15 protein-coding genes are annotated in these 15,877 nt (G+C 44.3%); 7 read left to right on the top strand and 8 right to left on the bottom strand.

Features of this window, described 5'->3' with window-relative positions; translation table 11 throughout:
• Window positions 1-29: 29 nt before the first annotated feature.
• The 3 genes from ACFQ0C_RS20085 to ACFQ0C_RS20075 all read left to right on the top strand — a co-directional run bounded on the left by ACFQ0C_RS20085 (window position 30) and on the right by ACFQ0C_RS20075 (window position 2,653).
• On the top strand, window positions 30-392 hold the full coding sequence (locus ACFQ0C_RS20085) for a response regulator (protein WP_379369007.1): 363 nt from the start codon (window positions 30-32) through the stop codon (window positions 390-392).
• Window positions 393-606: 214 nt separating this feature from the next.
• Complete coding sequence (locus tag ACFQ0C_RS20080) at window positions 607-1,410, top strand: Cof-type HAD-IIB family hydrolase (protein WP_379368883.1); 804 nt, start codon at window positions 607-609, stop codon at window positions 1,408-1,410.
• Between the two features lie 193 nt (window positions 1,411-1,603).
• Entirely contained in the window at window positions 1,604-2,653 is a 1,050-nt protein-coding gene (locus tag ACFQ0C_RS20075; RefSeq protein WP_379368881.1) for a hypothetical protein, read from the top strand.
• A 48-nt stretch (window positions 2,654-2,701) separates the two neighbouring features.
• Here ACFQ0C_RS20075 and ACFQ0C_RS20070 read toward each other — a convergent pair whose 3' ends face one another.
• The 5 genes from ACFQ0C_RS20070 to fucU form a co-directional block, all read right to left on the bottom strand.
• Window positions 2,702-3,379, bottom strand: a complete 678-nt coding sequence (locus ACFQ0C_RS20070; RefSeq protein ID WP_379368879.1) for an MBL fold metallo-hydrolase — start codon at window positions 3,377-3,379, stop codon at window positions 2,702-2,704.
• Between the two features lie 14 nt (window positions 3,380-3,393).
• A complete protein-coding gene (locus ACFQ0C_RS20065; protein ID WP_379368877.1) occupies window positions 3,394-4,128 on the bottom strand; it encodes a TetR/AcrR family transcriptional regulator in 735 nt (244 codons plus the stop codon).
• A gap of 954 nt (window positions 4,129-5,082) precedes the next feature.
• A complete protein-coding gene (locus ACFQ0C_RS20060) occupies window positions 5,083-6,096 on the bottom strand; it encodes a zinc-binding alcohol dehydrogenase family protein (protein WP_379368875.1) in 1,014 nt (337 codons plus the stop codon).
• Window positions 6,093-7,040 (bottom strand): aldo/keto reductase, encoded by a 948-nt coding sequence (locus tag ACFQ0C_RS20055; protein WP_379368873.1) that lies wholly within the window; start codon window positions 7,038-7,040, stop codon window positions 6,093-6,095. The genes ACFQ0C_RS20060 and ACFQ0C_RS20055 overlap by 4 nt, the downstream gene beginning before the upstream one ends.
• Window positions 7,041-7,063: 23 nt before the next feature.
• Window positions 7,064-7,501 (bottom strand): L-fucose mutarotase, encoded by a 438-nt coding sequence (gene fucU / locus ACFQ0C_RS20050; RefSeq protein WP_258218415.1) that lies wholly within the window; start codon window positions 7,499-7,501, stop codon window positions 7,064-7,066.
• A 170-nt stretch (window positions 7,502-7,671) separates the two neighbouring features.
• Here fucU and ACFQ0C_RS20045 point away from each other — a divergent pair, with 170 nt between their 5' ends.
• Window positions 7,672-8,541, top strand: a complete 870-nt coding sequence (locus ACFQ0C_RS20045; RefSeq protein WP_379368870.1) for a helix-turn-helix domain-containing protein — start codon at window positions 7,672-7,674, stop codon at window positions 8,539-8,541.
• A 345-nt stretch (window positions 8,542-8,886) separates the two neighbouring features.
• Here the strand turns inward: ACFQ0C_RS20045 and ACFQ0C_RS20040 are convergent, their stop codons facing one another.
• A complete protein-coding gene (locus tag ACFQ0C_RS20040) occupies window positions 8,887-9,039 on the bottom strand; it encodes a hypothetical protein (protein ID WP_379368868.1) in 153 nt (50 codons plus the stop codon).
• A 202-nt stretch (window positions 9,040-9,241) separates the two neighbouring features.
• On the opposite strand from ACFQ0C_RS20040, the gene ACFQ0C_RS20035 reads away from it, so the two are divergent.
• Together ACFQ0C_RS20035 and ACFQ0C_RS20030 are read left to right on the top strand one after the other, a co-directional pair.
• Window positions 9,242-9,778, top strand: coding sequence for a PadR family transcriptional regulator (locus tag ACFQ0C_RS20035; RefSeq protein WP_379368866.1), 537 nt, complete (start codon window positions 9,242-9,244; stop codon window positions 9,776-9,778).
• 1 nt (window position 9,779) lies between these two features.
• The gene (locus ACFQ0C_RS20030) at window positions 9,780-11,303 is read left to right on the top strand and encodes a DHA2 family efflux MFS transporter permease subunit (RefSeq protein WP_379368864.1); all 1,524 of its coding nucleotides are present in this window, start codon (window positions 9,780-9,782) and stop codon (window positions 11,301-11,303) included.
• A 160-nt stretch (window positions 11,304-11,463) separates the two neighbouring features.
• On the opposite strand, the gene ACFQ0C_RS20025 is transcribed toward ACFQ0C_RS20030, so the two are convergent.
• Together ACFQ0C_RS20025 and ACFQ0C_RS20020 are read right to left on the bottom strand one after the other, a co-directional pair.
• Window positions 11,464-11,877, bottom strand: coding sequence for a VOC family protein (locus ACFQ0C_RS20025; RefSeq protein ID WP_258218411.1), 414 nt, complete (start codon window positions 11,875-11,877; stop codon window positions 11,464-11,466).
• A 624-nt stretch (window positions 11,878-12,501) separates the two neighbouring features.
• Window positions 12,502-13,902: an MFS transporter gene (locus tag ACFQ0C_RS20020; protein ID WP_379368862.1), complete on the bottom strand. Its 1,401-nt coding sequence runs from the start codon at window positions 13,900-13,902 to the stop codon at window positions 12,502-12,504.
• A gap of 285 nt (window positions 13,903-14,187) precedes the next feature.
• Here ACFQ0C_RS20020 and ACFQ0C_RS20015 point away from each other — a divergent pair, with 285 nt between their 5' ends.
• Entirely contained in the window at window positions 14,188-15,600 is a 1,413-nt protein-coding gene (locus tag ACFQ0C_RS20015) for a hypothetical protein (RefSeq protein WP_379368860.1), read from the top strand.
• The last annotated feature ends 277 nt before the right edge of the window (window positions 15,601-15,877 follow it).

The raw sequence follows: 15,877 nt of genomic DNA, 5'->3' as shown, positions 1-15,877 counted from the left end.
TAAGTAGACCCCTGAAAGGTGATAAAAATATGGCTAGACTAATGATTGCAGATGATTCTATGTTTATGCGATTGATGATTAAGAACATTCTTTTAGATTTAGGGCATGAAATTGTTGCCGAAGCTTCGAATGGGCTTGAGGCAGTTTCTCTATTCATCCAGCATTCTCCTGACTTGATTACGCTGGATATTACTATGCCGGAGATGAACGGTATTACTGCATTAAAGGAGATTAAAAGCTACAAGAGTGACGCCAAAGTAATTATGGTGTCTGCAATGGGGCAACAATCTATTGTTATTGAAGCCATCTCCATTGGAGCTAGTGATTTTATTGTGAAGCCTTTTGATAAAGACAGGGTAGCAGAAGCTATACAAAGAGCGCTGAAGATATGATGCCCATGCCATGACATCTACACTTGTTTACAGGGAACCCTTGAATATACAATTAGCTGTGAACCAAATAAACATCAATAAATCTTCACAATACGGTCTCCATATAGCTGATATTTTTTATAAAGATACTGCTCAGAGAAAATAACAGTTAATCCGCGCATTAATCTAAGGTATAATGGTAGCCATAGACATAAATTACAGGAGTGGATAAACGATGTATAAAATGCTGGCAATCGACATTGACGATACGCTAATTAATGATGAGAAAGAAATTACGGCAGGCACCAAGCAAGCTCTGGAGCAAGCATTAGCACAAGGAGTTACGGTTACATTGGCTACCGGACGGATGTACGCTTCAGCGAAGCAGCTGGCCTCCCAGCTGGGGCTGAATGTTCCTTTGATTACCTATCAAGGATCTCTAGTGAAAAATGCCATAGACGGCAAAATTTTATACGAACGATCTGTGCCTGTAGAAGCAGCCCACTACCTTTTTGATTACTGTGAGCGCAACGATCTGCATTTGCAAACGTATTTTGACGACATTCTGTATGCGAAAGAGCGCAATGAAAAAATCGAAGCTTACGCCGCGCTTTCCAAAATTCCTTTTACCGTGTATCCGAATTTCAAAGAGCTGGCTGACAAGCCTTCTACCAAACTGCTAATAATTGATGATCCCGCCAAGCTTGATGAAATTGCTATTGAGCTTCGCAAGGAAATCGGACATTTGGTACATATTACGAAGTCCAAGCCTCATTTTCTGGAGATCATCCATCACGAGGGTACGAAGGGCGATGCGCTCCGTTACTTGGCCGGTCAATACGGCTATGATATGTCCGAGGTTATATCAATCGGCGACAGCTGGAATGACCATGAGCTGCTGGAAGCTGCCGGATTCGGAGTGGCGATGGGCAATGCGGTAGACTCACTTAAAAAGATAGCCGACTATATTACGCTCAGCAATAACGAAGACGGCGTCAAGCATGTCGTTGAAAAATTCGTGCTTCAGACTTCCCTTTAAGGGAAAGCTGCTCTTATAAATAAAGAGTAATAAGCCGTGATTTCCTGCTAAAGGAGAATCACGGCTTTTTCATTTTTAATATTCAATCCGTCCGCCATAAAATCGTCATTTCTGTGGGATATCCGGGTACATTATATTCTTGGGATAACCCTTATAATGGAATTATAAGTCAGTTAATTAAGGAGGGATTTATGTGACTGTCCACAAACTCCAACGATCTACTCTCTGGTTTATCGCACTTACATTTCTTATATTAGCAGCAGACCTGACAGTTGTACGAACCTCATCGATTAACGAGAAAGATTGGCTGCTCGTCTATGCCGTTATGTTCGATTGTATGCTGGTAATTCCTTTTCTCTATTGGTTATGTATGTTACGGGGCAAAGGAAAATCCATCTCCAAGGTACTCCCCCTGCCTTTGCTAGGTGGGTTGGCAGCATGGCTTGTTCTTCCTGTCTCAATGCGCAATCATATATGGAATGGGATATGGCCTATAGAGCTTCTAATCATTGCTGTTGAGGTTACTTTTATTGCCTATGAGGTCAGGATTTTATACCGTTTCTTCCGGTGCTTTAGGCAGGTTGCTCGTGAAGAAGCTAATACTGGAGAAGCGCTTCGCAAGGCGGTACACGAAACGATTGGAAGAGGCAAGCTGGCCTCCTTATTGCTTCATGATGTCAGTGCAGCCTATTACCTTTTATTTTCGTGGAAAAGAAAGACGCTAGCTAAACTCGAGCATTCCGTTGAATTTTCCTACTATAGGAAGACCAGTCAAAGGCTCTATGCAGCAATTCTTTCCAAAATCCTCATCATCGAAGGCATTTGTGTTCACTTTCTGGTTCAGCAGTGGTCTGATTGGGCAGCCTGGATTTTGAGTATCTCCGACTTTTGGCTGCTGGCTTTGATCTGGAGTGACTACCGTGCCTCTGTCTTGCAGCCCGTTAAGCTCCAAGACGGTATACTAAAGCTCAGGTACGGATTACGGATTCAGGCGGATGTCCCCCTTCAGCTGATTGCCCATACAGCAACCGCACTTGAATATCAGCTGGAAAAAGAGGAGCAGCGGGATGCAGCTTTACCTCTCTTGGCCGCACCCAATATCCGTATAGAGTTGAAGGAACCGATTACTGTGGAAGGCTTGCTGTTTTTACCACGTAAGGTGACCAAGATTTTTTTGGCGTTAGATGAGCCTGAGACATTTGTCCGTGAGATTGAAAAGCAAACCGATTCATATCTGGGCTAATCTGCGATAATTCAAATGCGGGGAAGCGACATTGCCCGATCTTAAAATTCAGCGGCGAATTTTAGCCTGCCCAGCCTGGCTCTCCGTCCATCTGCGTCTGTAAGCTTCATACTGCTGATGCGGAAGCTGGACTTCACCGCCATGGCATATGCTAACAAGCTTGGGCTTCAGCTGAGCAACAATGGCACCACTCTCCACAGCTTGCTCCATATCCGCAGTAAAACTTGCCATCGGCTGCTTCAGCTGTCCGCGCTTGGTTGTAAACAAATCTCCTGCCAGCAAAACTTGATCCTGCTCATGGTAGTAGGCAATATGACCCGGCGAGTGACCTGGCGTCAGATAAGGAACCAATCCGCCAATCGATTGCATATCGAGAGGCTCGACAATCCCGGGCTCAACGGACATTTGCGCTTTTTTACGCCCCGGATATGGCAATTGTCCCTCCATATAAGCAATTTCTGCTTCATGTGCGTAAACCGGAACTCGATGTGTTTCGCGTATTTTTTTGATGCTGCCGGTATGGTCAGAATGTCCGTGGGTTAGCACTATCCGCTCCAGCGGCAGATTCAATGCCTTTATCTGTTTCAACAGACCGCCCGCCATCCATGGAATTCCAGCATCCACCAAGGTCAGACCACGTTCTGACTTCACAATCCATACACTAATTGGAATAACTATCCATATGGTGCATTTCCAAATATGCTCCGATATTTGTGTGATTTTCATTATTTTCAACTCCCCTATCCCTCAATTTTGGATTTTTTAACCTTCTGCTTCTTATCTTTCTTGGACTTCTCCTTATCTTTTTGACCTTTCGTTTGTCCTTTCAACGGGTTCTGCACTTGTTCAAGCTTATGCTTTATGCCTAGCAGCACAATCTCTATGGATTGATCCAATAATGGAATGATGCGCTCCAGCAGCGGCTCTAACGGTTCCTCGCTATTCAAATAAGTACTAACCATTCCATTCATCACGAAAAAATACACCCGGCTGTGATTGATCCGCGCCTCCGATGTCTCTGCCGGAATAATCCGGTTGACGCTTTCGGTCAGGTGGCTGAACAAACGATTGCGCAGTTGGTTTACCTCACCTGCCGGGTTCACTTCATCAACACGCACGGACTTTACATTGAATATGACTGTGACCATGCTTTTATGGGATAGACAAAAGCGGAGGAAATGTCGGCTGATCTCCAAGAGCTTCCCCGTTGGGTCTAACGACTTTTCATTCATAACCGAAAGAAATGCAGCCTCCAAGGTTTGCAAAGGCGGAATAGCCAGCTGCTCCAGCAATGCCTCCTTATCCTTAAAATACAAATAAATCGTTGTATGCGAGCAATTAGCTTCTTTGGCAATTTCTCGCATTGTTACAGTATCGTAACCTCGCTCTGTAAACAACTTGCCTGCCGCTTCGGCAATGCTTCGCTTCGTTTCTTCCGAACGAAGCTCTTGCTTGGACTTCTTTATTGATTCCAACTAATAGCCCCCTCACTACAATTATAACCAACGGTTAGTAACCTATGTTAATATAATAACCGTTGGTTATAAAAATTTCAACTTCTATCTCAAAAAGCTTGTCAGTCCATAAGAATAAGGCTGAATCCCAACTCGGTACAGGCAGTGAAGATAACCATATAGGTTAATGAAAGTTAACAAAAAGAGCTGCGATAAATGATTGATCCCGTTGAGCGGTAGTGTAACCCTTTAAACTAGCACCTATCCGGTCTTTCTGTCCAGGTGGTACTATCCATAGAAATAAAATAACGAGGCTGTCCCAAAAGGGTATCAGTGAATGAATCAGTTCCAAATTATGAACAAATACGCCTCCAAAACCACTATGTAAGCGGAAATGGAAGCGTCTTTTTTGTAGGAAAATTCCCCTCAGAGTGGGGGTTTAAAAATCCAAAAATGAGTTCGGCCGCTTTTTGGATGTTGCTTAAGTGATGGGGCGAGAAGCGATGTTCAAAGGCTGCTTTCAATCTAGAGGAGGCCATGATTTGTCGGGGCCGCTGCGGAAAGAAAAGAAATAGATGGAAATCCTCACGCTAATCCAGGGTGGATATCAGCCAAAATACGTAGAATTAGCAGGAGAAATTCCAGCTATAAGACTTGGAACGCTATTTTCGGAGTAACTAACTTGACATTTTCCTGATAATTGCACGGAGTGCGCAATACTGCCATGCAAAGCCTTAACCGAACCACGAGCCATGAACCCGATACCCGCGATTAGCAAGCGTTGGAAAGCGACCTCATCTTATGCGTCACTGAATACACAAGAATGTGCAAAAAGAGCCTTCAACTATTAAAGTGGAATTGAGGGCTCTTTTGCAATGAAGGGTTGTCTCAAAATGTCTTTTGGTACAGCCCCGTTTGTACGTATAATTCAATGTGCAGAACCTATATGGCTGTCTGCTGTGATACACCAAATGACTACAACTCCACCATAGCCTTAATCACTTTGGTCTCCGGCTTGAGCCAGCTGTCAAAATGCTCAATCATTTGTTCAAACGGTACTCGATGGGTGATGTAGCTCCCTACGTCGATGCTTCCGCTTTTTACTGCCTCCATAACGTTGTCAAAATCTTCCTTGGTTGCATTCCGGCTAGCCAGCAGCGTCAATTCATGCCTGTGGAACTCAGGATCATTAAAGCTAATATCCGCTTTTACCAATCCCACATACACCAGCTTTCCTCCATGAGCAACAAGCCCGAAGGAGTCCGTCATGGAACGCAGATTTCCTGTCGCATCAAATACTACCGTCGGGAAATCACCCCCGGTAATTGCAGCCAGCTGCTTCTTAGGCTGATTCAGCGCATTGACCGCATGATCGACTCCCGCCCATTTCTGGCAAAAGGCTAACCGTTCATCATTGATATCCATAGCAATGACTTGCGCGCCGCGGTGCTTTGCGAATGCCATAACTCCCAGTCCAATGGGTCCTGCTCCAACTACAAGCACGGTCTCACCGCTTTTTAGCTCCGATCTTCTTACAGCATGTGCACCAATACTAAGGGGTTCCAATACGGCGGTTTGATCAAGTGTAAGTCCGTTCGTCTGAATTAAGTGAGTAACAGGTACGGACAATAGCTCTCTCATTCCTCCATCACTATGTACGCCAAGCACCTTCAAGTCGGTGCAACAATTGGTTTTGCCATTGCGGCAAGCGATACATGTCCCGCATTGCATATAAGGGATAATCCCTACTTGATCGCCAACCTGCAGTCCAGCTTCATTGGGTCCAACTTCTTCGATTACACCAGCGAGCTCATGTCCGAGCACACGTGGGTAAGAAAAAAAGGGCTGATTGCCTTTATAAGCATGCAGATCCGTACCGCAAATACCGATTCTTCGAATGCGAACTATCGCCTCACCAGCTGCCAAAGACGGCTCCTTCATCTCGACAAGCTTAAACTTTTCAATTTCCTCACATACAATACCCCTCATGATATTGCCTCCTTCTCGTTATACTCAGGTCTGCCGCTAACCCATGTCTGGTTGTGAATCGGTGCCAAAATAGCAAGCACCTCCTTAAGCAATTCTTCATCGATTGGTTCTTCTGTCCAGGCAATGTTTTTGCTGATGTTATCCGGATTCGCTGTACTGACCAGTGTGGTTGGAATCTGTTCGTTGCTTGTCGAAAACTGCACAGCCAGCTTAGCGATATCCGCTCCTCGGCTTACACAATGCTCAGCTGCTTTTCGGCAAATGTCCTTCAACTCTCGACTTCCCGGATGCCATTCAGGTGCGACTCTTGTTCCCAACAGCCCCATCGATAGCGGTGATGCGTTGACAAGGCCAATTTGTTGTTGCTCAATGAGCGGCAATAAGCTTAAAAGCGATGTATCGTTTAGCGAATAATGGCAATAGGATAAAATCGCATCAACCTCGATTTGAGGAAGCATCGTTTCAAATAGCTGCACCGGTAAGCCGGAAATACCGAAATACCGGATCTTTCCTTGCTCCTTCAATTGATGAAGTGCCGGAATAGCCTCTTCTACAATTTGTTTCGAGCTGACAAACTCAATATCATGCAGAAACAGCATATCCACGTAATCCGTGTTCAGACGCTGCAGGCTTTCTTCGATGCTGCTGATGATCCGTTTGCCCGAGAAATCAAACGTATCCGCACCGTATCTGCCTGCTTTTGTAGATAATAGGAATCGGTCACGTGGAAGCTGCTTAATTGCCTTGCCAAGTACCGTTTCTGCCTTAGTCAGTCCGTAGTATGGTGAAACGTCGATAAGATTAATACCTTGATCTACTGCGGAATGCACCGTTCGGATTCCCTCTTCTTCATTAGCATCCCGAAAAACACTTCCTAGCGAAGACGCCCCATAGCTCAGGATGGATACATCCAATCCGGTCTTGCCCAGTTTTCTGTATTGCAAGCTGCTCACTCTCCCTCACAGGCTCAGCCCTGCTGCTTAATGACACCTTTTTTCAAAATAATGTTTGCGTATTGCGCTCCCTCGCCTGTAGCGACTACGACATAAGCCTTCTTGGCTCGCTCGTAAAATGCAAATCTCTCCGCATATTCAAAGGGCTCTTCCAGAGAAGTATGGCTTTTCAGAATATCTTGGTACCGCTTCCAAATAGGAGTTTCAACTGTATCCCCAGGAACCTTGTCCATCAGCGCCGCTGTATGCTCCACGTAGGTGTCCAATGGAAATAATTGAAGAATGGCCTCCAGCAATTCCGGAATCGGATGCCCATCACAGCGAACCAGCCTCTGCGCGATACTTGCTGCCGGAAAGTTGGCGTCTGCTAGAACAAGCTCATCTCCATGCCCCATCTCCATCATTATTTTTAACAGTTCAGGTGAAATCAATTTGGGAATTCCGATCAGCATTTACATTCCTTCCTCTCATGAAAGAATTCATTCATACCTTAACTCTATTTTACCAACAAATAATAATTAAAAAATAACCTATCCTTGCAAATTTATACTCTTTTTTGCTATCATTTTAACCATGATCTACTTATAGATGCAAGGTTTTTTCTTACCTTAGGAGATTAATTATGAATCCAATTCGAAAACAATTCGACTCCAACAGCACATTTCCATTTTCGTTCGTATACAGAGGCACCAAGAGTACACAAACCGAGCTTCCCGACCATATTCACGATTGGTACGAGCTTGTCTACGTATACAGCGGGGCAGGGACCTTATTTATTGATCAAACGATCTATGACATGCGGCAGGGAGATCTCTTTGCAATTCCCGGAAATACGATCCATCGGGCATTGCCAGATAAAGACGATCCTGTTACCTCTACGGCTATCTTTTTTAGCCCCATACTGGTTCAACACGCCTCTTTCGGTGACTCCTTCTCTTATCTTCATTGCTTCGAACAGCAGAGGAAACAGAAAAACTATAAATTCGAGCTTATGCAGCAGCAGCAGCAGGATCTTGAACTAAGTATTGAGCTTATTCACCATGAAATACAAGCTTCAAGTCTCGGATACAGGCAAGCCATTGTGCTCCAGCTTCAAACCATCCTGCTTCTCCTGAATCGGCAAACCGGGCCGAATGACGGCCAAAATGCTGTTGATTCATCAATCGGACCAAATTGGATGAAGGAAATTCTGCTTTATATCGATGACCATCTATTTAATGATATCGGATTATCTACAGTTTCCCGCAAAGCATCCGTTACACCTGCGCACTTCAGCCGCGTTTTTAAGCAGACAATCGGAATGAACCTGACGGAATACATCATGACGAAAAGAATCATAAGAGCCAAGGAGCTACTGAACATTACCGATCACAACATCAGCCTTATCGCAGAAATGTGCGGCTTCGAAACATTACCTCATTTTCACCGCATGTTTAAAAGGGTGCTTGGCATAACACCAGCAGCGTACCGCAGAACGGCCAAGAAAATTTAGCGACAAAACAGGGCGCCCAGCTGCTGTCCAGGGATCTGGATCTGCCCACTGCTCTCCTGCTTTCCTACTCGTCCGCTCTCCCACTCGCCCAATCTCCTGCGGAACGTCGTTCCGCTAAATGTCTTGCACACCTGCTATTTCATGAAGTAGCGGAACCACGATGCGTTATTGCGCCCCTGATCGGTTAAAATCCCACATTTCAAAGAAATAAGGGATCCTTGTTCCGTTTCACATAAATGAACACGTGTGCAGATCGAAATAGCGCATCCCAGTTCCCTCAACCGCCAATTTAGTGATGACCATGCTTATCCCAAACCTCAAAACCATAGAAAAATACCCCTACAGCTATGAGCTATAGGGGCTAAGTTTAGTTTCATTTCCAGGCACATGTACCTCGATTACTTCGACGCCAAAGCGCCATAGCGTCCCTCCTACATTATCGCCGGCATCCAAAGAAATCCAGGTGGCAACGTCAGCATCATCCATTCTCTCCCTCATTCTTTTCCTCGTTCTAACCTCTAATAACAAACCCTATTCGATTCGAGATAAGTCCTGCATTGTGCGAGTGTCCATACTATTTGAAAAAAAGATTTTATATATTGACATGATATATATCGAACTGATATATTAACTAACGAAACATTATAGAAAATAATGTCAGTTTAGTTTCTCATTTGGAAAACTTTTAGGAGGCTCTTTCATGAACAGTCAAGATGTTATTCTCGGGATGCTTATGGAGCGTTCGTTATCCGGTTACGAAATCAAACAATTGTTTGAAGAACTATTCTCTTACTTCTACAGCTCCAGCTACGGAACGATTTACCCTATGCTGCATCGGATGGAGAAAGAGGAGTTGTTAACCAAGGAAAATGTACCTCAAGACGGTAAACCTAATAAAATTGTGTATACCATAACGGAGAACGGAAGAAAGCAGTTCAGCTCTTATCTGGATAGTCCTCTGGAAGCTGATAGCTTGAAATCGGATTTTTTGATGAGGCTTTATTTTGGCCGCTTTGTGGGGTATGACAAGGTCATTGTCTGGTTGAAGCAGGTGCAGCAGCATACAGAGAAGCAGTTAGAGCAGTTAAACAAGAAGTATTCACTTTATAAAGATCAAATCCATCCGACCCAGAACATATGCATCCAAATTGGGATCAAGGAATATAGCGTTAAATTGGAAATAATCCGTGAAGGATTAGAACAAATGGAACAATTAGAACAAGAAGCGAGGGGTTAATGTGACCGGATCAGGCTCAAATAATAAGCTCATTATTCTTGCCATGGCACTTGGATTATTAATGTCATCCTTGGATAATACAATTGTTGCATCATGCATTAACAAATTAAGCGAGGATTTTAATGTTTTTGATAAAATAAGCTGGATATTTACGGCCTATATGCTGGCGGCAACAAGCACGATGCTAGTATTTGGAAAAATGTCCGATTTATTCGGCAGGAAGATGTTCTACATGATTGGAATCGCCATGTTTCTTATCGGTTCTGCATTATGCGGAATTGCTCAGAATGTCGACCAGCTCATTTGGTTTCGTGTCATTCAAGGCATTGGCTCCGGTGCTTTATTTCCGATTAGCTTCACTATTATTTACACAATATTTAAAGATCCGAAGGATGCAGCAAAAATGTCAGGCGTATTCGGGGCGATCTTTGGCCTCTCTTCCGTTGCGGGACCGCAGCTGGGCAGTTTTATTGCTGGGCATTTGGGATGGAGATGGAACTTCTATATTAACGTACCGATCGGCCTGGCCTCTATGATTGTTTTGATGTTTGCTTTAAAGGAAACTCGTTCAGAGCGCAAACCGAAAATAGATTATATAGGAACATTATTTCTGATCATTACAACCGTTTCACTAATGCTTGCTCTTGAATGGGGAGGCAAGGATTATGCTTGGAGCTCATGGCAGGAAATCAGCTTGTTCGCCATATCAGCTGTAATCGGGACTTTGTTTATTCTAGTTGAGCGGAATGCAGCAGAGCCAGTACTCCCGCTAACCCTATTCAAAAATAAGATGGTATTGGGAACAAGCATCATTTGCTTCTGCCAAGGTGTACTCATGTTCTCGGCGATTACTTATCTGCCCAGTTTTACGGTTGGGGTATTAGGTAATAGCAATTCTAATGGCGTATTGACACCCATGATGGCTTCGTTAATTGCAGGAGCTATACTATTCGGCTTCTTGCAGTCGAAATTCACCTTCCGTACTCTAATGCTTATCAGTATGCTCATGACCATCGTTGTTGCATCGCTGCTATCTGTCGTTAGCGCTGATGTTTCCAGCGGTTATATGATCGCTCTTATGATTTTGCTGGGATTGGGTGCAGTAGGGCCTTTAATGAGTGTTGCGCAGAGCGCTATTGCTGCAAATGTTGATCCCAAATACATGGGCGTAAGCTCATCCATCGTTGGCTTCTGGAGAAATATTGGCGGCATATTAGGCGCTTCGATTATGGCGACAATCGTAAATAACAATTTATATAGATTAATAACGGAGGGTGCGGTCAAAGTCGGTATTCCTGACGATAAAATCAGCTTATTAGCTAATCCCGAACTATTGATGCGTGCTGGAGGTACAATCGACCCGCAAATCCGGAGGTTTCTTCAGGAGGCGTTAGGTACCGCCATTAATCACGGCTTTATACTCAGCATTTGTGTTGGCAGTATAGGTTTGGTTACAGCCATGTTTGTAGGAGCCAGCAGACTGGATTCCACAAAAAGACAACCATCCAGTGCTTCGCATGTGTAAAATTTGGTGAAAGCAAAAAAAAGATATAAAATCTTTTCTTCTTTTAAACTGGTACCCATACACTGGACACTTTGAAAAAAGTGTTAGCGAATGGGTACCAGTTTATTTAGAGGAAAAGTCTATATCTTTTTTATAGGTTCTTAATCAGTAACTGTTTCATTTATTCCGCTAAATTAAATTGCCATCCGATTCCGAATTTATCTTTTAGACTGCCATAGCATTTACTCCAGAATGTTTCCTGAAGCTCCATACCTACAGTACCGCCATCTTTCAGTTTATTAAATAAAGATTTAATTTCCTCCACGTCATTAATAACAATTGATAGGGTTATATTGTTACCTGCAACAAAAGGCATCCCCGGAAAAACATCAGAGAACATTACAGTACTACCAAGGATGTCAAGCCGTGCATGCATAATTAAATTTTTAGCTTCTTCTGGTAGGGTGAAGTCCGGGTGAGGCGGTGCTTCTTCAAAGGACATAATCTGCGGATTGGTTACGCCAAAAACCTGCGCATAATATTCTACCGCTTCACGACAGTTGCCATTAAAATTCATATAAACATCAATAGCCATTTTCTTCACTCCTAGAATTAAATTTGGATACAAACTGACCTTTTTTTCATATAGTATCATTCAACTATATATACCCAATTATACGTCAGGTAAATATAACCTGCCAAGCTGATGGCAGATTGCTGCTGTTATTCAACTTTTCTTGCGATTTATAACCCATTCCCGATAAAAAATAGGGTCCTAGGATCGGCATTTGTTGTTGAATTAGTGGCCTTTGTCGTGAATGGCCGCTTTTTTCGCTTAATTGTAACTTTCTAGTTTGTCAAAAGATTCATCATAAATCCATGTTAGACCGCCATCTTTGCTTGTTAGATAAATGATCCAATGTCTTTGAGTTCCTGATCTCTTACGGCATTAGAAACAGGCCATCTCTCCCGTTAAATATAGGCGTGAGAGGGTTCTTCCTGTATTCGTTAAACTTTTCCGGCAGCGTGACGGAGAGCCTTTCCCATGACTTTCCACGATCTTTGGTCCATAAATGCATGGCCCGTAATCCATATAATATCGGAAGCCTAAATATCCAATATCTTTGTTATAAAAACCCGCAGCCGTCAACTGTTCCGAAAAAACATCATTTGCGTTCCCAATTTCTTCCTACGTCTTTCCACCGTCCGAGTCAACACATCAGGAGGGTTTCATTTTGAATTTGATCATCCCATAGCTTTTATAGAAAATTACGGCTCCAACAATTATGGCAATAACGAATACAAGGAGCAAATTACTGTACAGATGGGCTTCGTTTTGCCTAACTAAAGGATTAACAGGGAAATTCAACAGCTTTTCATCCAATACTCTGCCGACCAAGGCGGTTCCTACAGCTCCCGAAATGAAGCCGACCAGATTGAATAAGCCCATCCCTACGCCCGTCTGATTCATTTCCAATGTTAAGGATACACTGTTGGCCAATGCAGTTTGAATGAACGAAAATCCGATATACATAAGTACCAGTGCTGCCGACATCAACCAGGCGTTAAAACCGAGCAAGGAAGAAATCAACAGCAGACTGACCGTCAGCAGCAGAATTCCGACAGCAACTACAAAGTTATTGCCCCGTTTATCCGCCAAGCCTCCGCCAATCGGTCCAAACACTACAGCGCTGATAGCCCCTGGAAACAGAATCCAGCCTATAGCACTTGCACTCAGCCCCTTTAATCCGCTTAGCATTAACGGCATGATAAACATAATTCCCATCACGGTACAAAATAGAATAAATCCAACAATCAAACCGCTGCGGAACAGCTTGTTTTTAAGCAAATCAGGTTCGATAAAAGGCTGGTCGACTCTGCGGATGTGAATGATGAACCAAACGAGCAGCACCAGGCTGGCCGTCAGGTAATACCAGTGAGGTATGGTGAAAAATAAAATTAAAGATGCAAGTCCGAAGCCGATCAAGCAAGCTCCCGGTATGTCTACCTTTCCGCTGCGAACCTCTTCATCAGGAAGCACCTTCCGGAAAAACGGGATCGATATGAGCGTAATCAAGGGTATCAGAAACAAGAAAGACCAGTGATAAGCGGATGAAATAAAGCCTCCGATAACCGGACCTACCCCAACGGCAAATGCTACAGCGGAATTCAGAATACCGAATACTTTGCCCCGGTCCTCTGCAGAAAAATATCTGGCAACTACAACCATGATTAACGCGGGAATGGCTGATGCGCCAGCTCCTTGTATCGCTCTAGCCACAATAACCATCGGGTACCAGGACTGGCACAGAATACCCAGAATCGATCCGACATTGTAAACAACAATCCCAATGACAATTAGCCTCTTCAGACTGTAAATGTCGGATAGCTTACCGTAAATGACGGAGCCTATTCCGAAAAAAATAATAAAGGTGGTCAATACCCAGCTGACGCCCGACGGAGTCAACCCGTACTGCGCAGCGATATTCGGCGTGGAAACATTAAACACCGTCTCGTTCAGAACAGCGAAAAAAATGATAAATATAATCCATGGTGCCGTTTTGCGTAAATCAAGCGATGAACTGTTAGCACTCGGTGAAGCATTTGAAGCGTCCAGCATAAATTCACTCCTATTCCTATCTTTTTTTATATAGTGGCTACCTTATCGTAATAAGATATTCCTATCAATCGGTATGGAAAGCTTTATTTAGAATAAAACCTTCCACTCCTGCATAAGGTTTAGTACCAAATACTCGGGCTTGTGCCAGTATACGCAACTGATGTCAATTACTCTAACACAATAACCTAGCCTTAGCTTACGAAGCCAGCTGTTGTTTTTCAAAAACCCAGTTCATGCTTACGAAGCCAGTTTTTGTTTCACAAAAACTTAGAGGAGGCGACCAGGATGGCTATTTCTTTAATTTCATTACACTGGGTTTATCTGTTATTAATCGTAGTAATCATCGGATTCATGGTATTTCGCAAGGACACGACTATTTTGTGTATTGCAGGCATCTTTATTTTGGGTCTGCTGGCTACTGGATCCTTAAGTCATTCCGTCAGCGGTGTCTTTTCCAGCTTTATTTATGCCATTAAGGAATTGCTCGGGACCATATTGATTATTTCCATAATCGTGTCTATGGGCAAGGTGCTGACCCAGACCGGTATAAATGAGACGATGATCGCACCCTTCGCCAAGTTGATTCGCACACCTGCACTTGCCTATTGGATAATCGGGATTGTGATGATGATCACCTCATGGTTCTTCTGGCCATCACCCGCAGTTGCGCTTATAGGAGCTGTGCTGCTCCCGGTTGCTCTGCGGGTAGGCTTGCCTGCGCTTGGCGTTGCTGCGGCGATGAATTTGTTCGGGCATGGCATCGCACTGTCCGGTGATTTCATCATTCAAGGCGCTCCGAAGCTAACGGCGGATGCGGCAGGAATACCGGTAGGCGATGTGCTGCAAGCGAGCATACCTTTGGTCATTGTAATGGGCGTAGTTACCACTGTAACGAGCTTCTGGCTGCTGCGGCGAGACATGAACAGCGGCAAGCTGCAGGCTGGCACCTATACCGATATGGAGACGGCTGCCGCTGCTGCGGATTCCTCTGCTGCGCAGGGCGAAGGAAGCTTGTCACAAACGATCCGCAGATGGTTCGCCTTGCTCATCCCCATCCTGTTCTTAGCAGATGTAGTAGCGATGTTCATGCTTAATCTACAGGGCGGTGATGCGACAGCACTTGTTGGCGGCACAGCCTTATTGATTATGCTGCTTATCACGATAATCGCCAACAAACAGAAGGGCTTGGAAAAAGCTACCGGGTATCTGGTGGAAGGCTTCCAATTTGGCTTTAAAATATTTGGACCTGTCATTCCGATTGCCGCCTTCTTCTATCTCGGCGATTCTGCCTTCATCGAAATTTTTGGCAAGGTGCTTCCGGCAAATTCCCATGGCTTGGTCAATGACCTTGGCTTCGCCTTAGCCCAGACCGTACCGGTCAACAAAGGGGTCGGAGCTGTTACGCTTACTGCAGTCGGTGCAATCACCGGTCTCGATGGCTCTGGATTCTCAGGCATTTCTTTAGCCGGATCCATCGCCAAGCTATTCTCCACCGCCATTGGCTCCGGAATCGCTACCTTGACCGCACTCGGTCAAATTGCCGCTATCTGGGTAGGCGGAGGGACGTTGATCCCGTGGGCACTCATCCCCGCTGCAGCGATTTGCGGTGTTGATCCATTCGAGCTCGCGCGCCGCAACCTGAAGCCGGTAGTAATCGGCTTGGCCGTAACTACTGTAGTGGCTATGTTTCTTATCTGACCTGACCTCATGAGCTCATTGTAACAGCTAAGTATGTCATCTACTGTCATGATTAAATTAATGTTTGGGAAACAAGTAAAGGACAGTCTGATAACTGGAGGCCACTGAAGAACTAGTGGTTTTATCACAACAACTAACAAGAGCAAAATAAAAAAAGACCCACATTCCTAATTTGAACTGTGACCCGAAAGATAGACACTTTGAAAAAAGTGCCCGTCTTTTGGGTTTTTGTGTTTTAATAAACAATACTACAGTGAATGAGGGAAGCTAACAACAT

Origin of the sequence: Paenibacillus sp. GCM10027630 (assembly GCF_042676305.1) — a bacterium.
Lineage (GTDB): Bacteria > Bacillota > Bacilli > Paenibacillales > NBRC-103111 > Paenibacillus_S.
The sequence above is the reverse complement of the archived record's forward strand: the minus strand, read 5'-3'. Positions and strand labels throughout refer to the sequence as shown.

Excerpts from the sequence above, each read along its gene's own strand:
- ACFQ0C_RS20085 (WP_379369007.1), top strand. The coding sequence starts at position 30 with ATGGCTAGACTAATGATTGCAGATGATTCTATGTTTATGCGATTGATG.
- ACFQ0C_RS20080 (WP_379368883.1), top strand. The coding sequence starts at position 607 with ATGTATAAAATGCTGGCAATCGACATTGACGATACGCTAATTAATGAT.
- ACFQ0C_RS20070 (WP_379368879.1), bottom strand. The coding sequence starts at position 3,379 with ATGAAAATCACACAAATATCGGAGCATATTTGGAAATGCACCATATGG.
- ACFQ0C_RS20060 (WP_379368875.1), bottom strand. The coding sequence starts at position 6,096 with ATGAGGGGTATTGTATGTGAGGAAATTGAAAAGTTTAAGCTTGTCGAG.
- fucU (WP_258218415.1), bottom strand. The coding sequence starts at position 7,501 with ATGCTGATCGGAATTCCCAAATTGATTTCACCTGAACTGTTAAAAATA.
- ACFQ0C_RS20045 (WP_379368870.1), top strand. The coding sequence starts at position 7,672 with ATGAATCCAATTCGAAAACAATTCGACTCCAACAGCACATTTCCATTT.
- ACFQ0C_RS20040 (WP_379368868.1), bottom strand. The coding sequence starts at position 9,039 with ATGAGGGAGAGAATGGATGATGCTGACGTTGCCACCTGGATTTCTTTG.
- ACFQ0C_RS20035 (WP_379368866.1), top strand. The coding sequence starts at position 9,242 with ATGAACAGTCAAGATGTTATTCTCGGGATGCTTATGGAGCGTTCGTTA.
- ACFQ0C_RS20025 (WP_258218411.1), bottom strand. The coding sequence starts at position 11,877 with ATGGCTATTGATGTTTATATGAATTTTAATGGCAACTGTCGTGAAGCG.
- ACFQ0C_RS20020 (WP_379368862.1), bottom strand. The coding sequence starts at position 13,902 with ATGCTGGACGCTTCAAATGCTTCACCGAGTGCTAACAGTTCATCGCTT.
- ACFQ0C_RS20015 (WP_379368860.1), top strand. The coding sequence starts at position 14,188 with ATGGCTATTTCTTTAATTTCATTACACTGGGTTTATCTGTTATTAATC.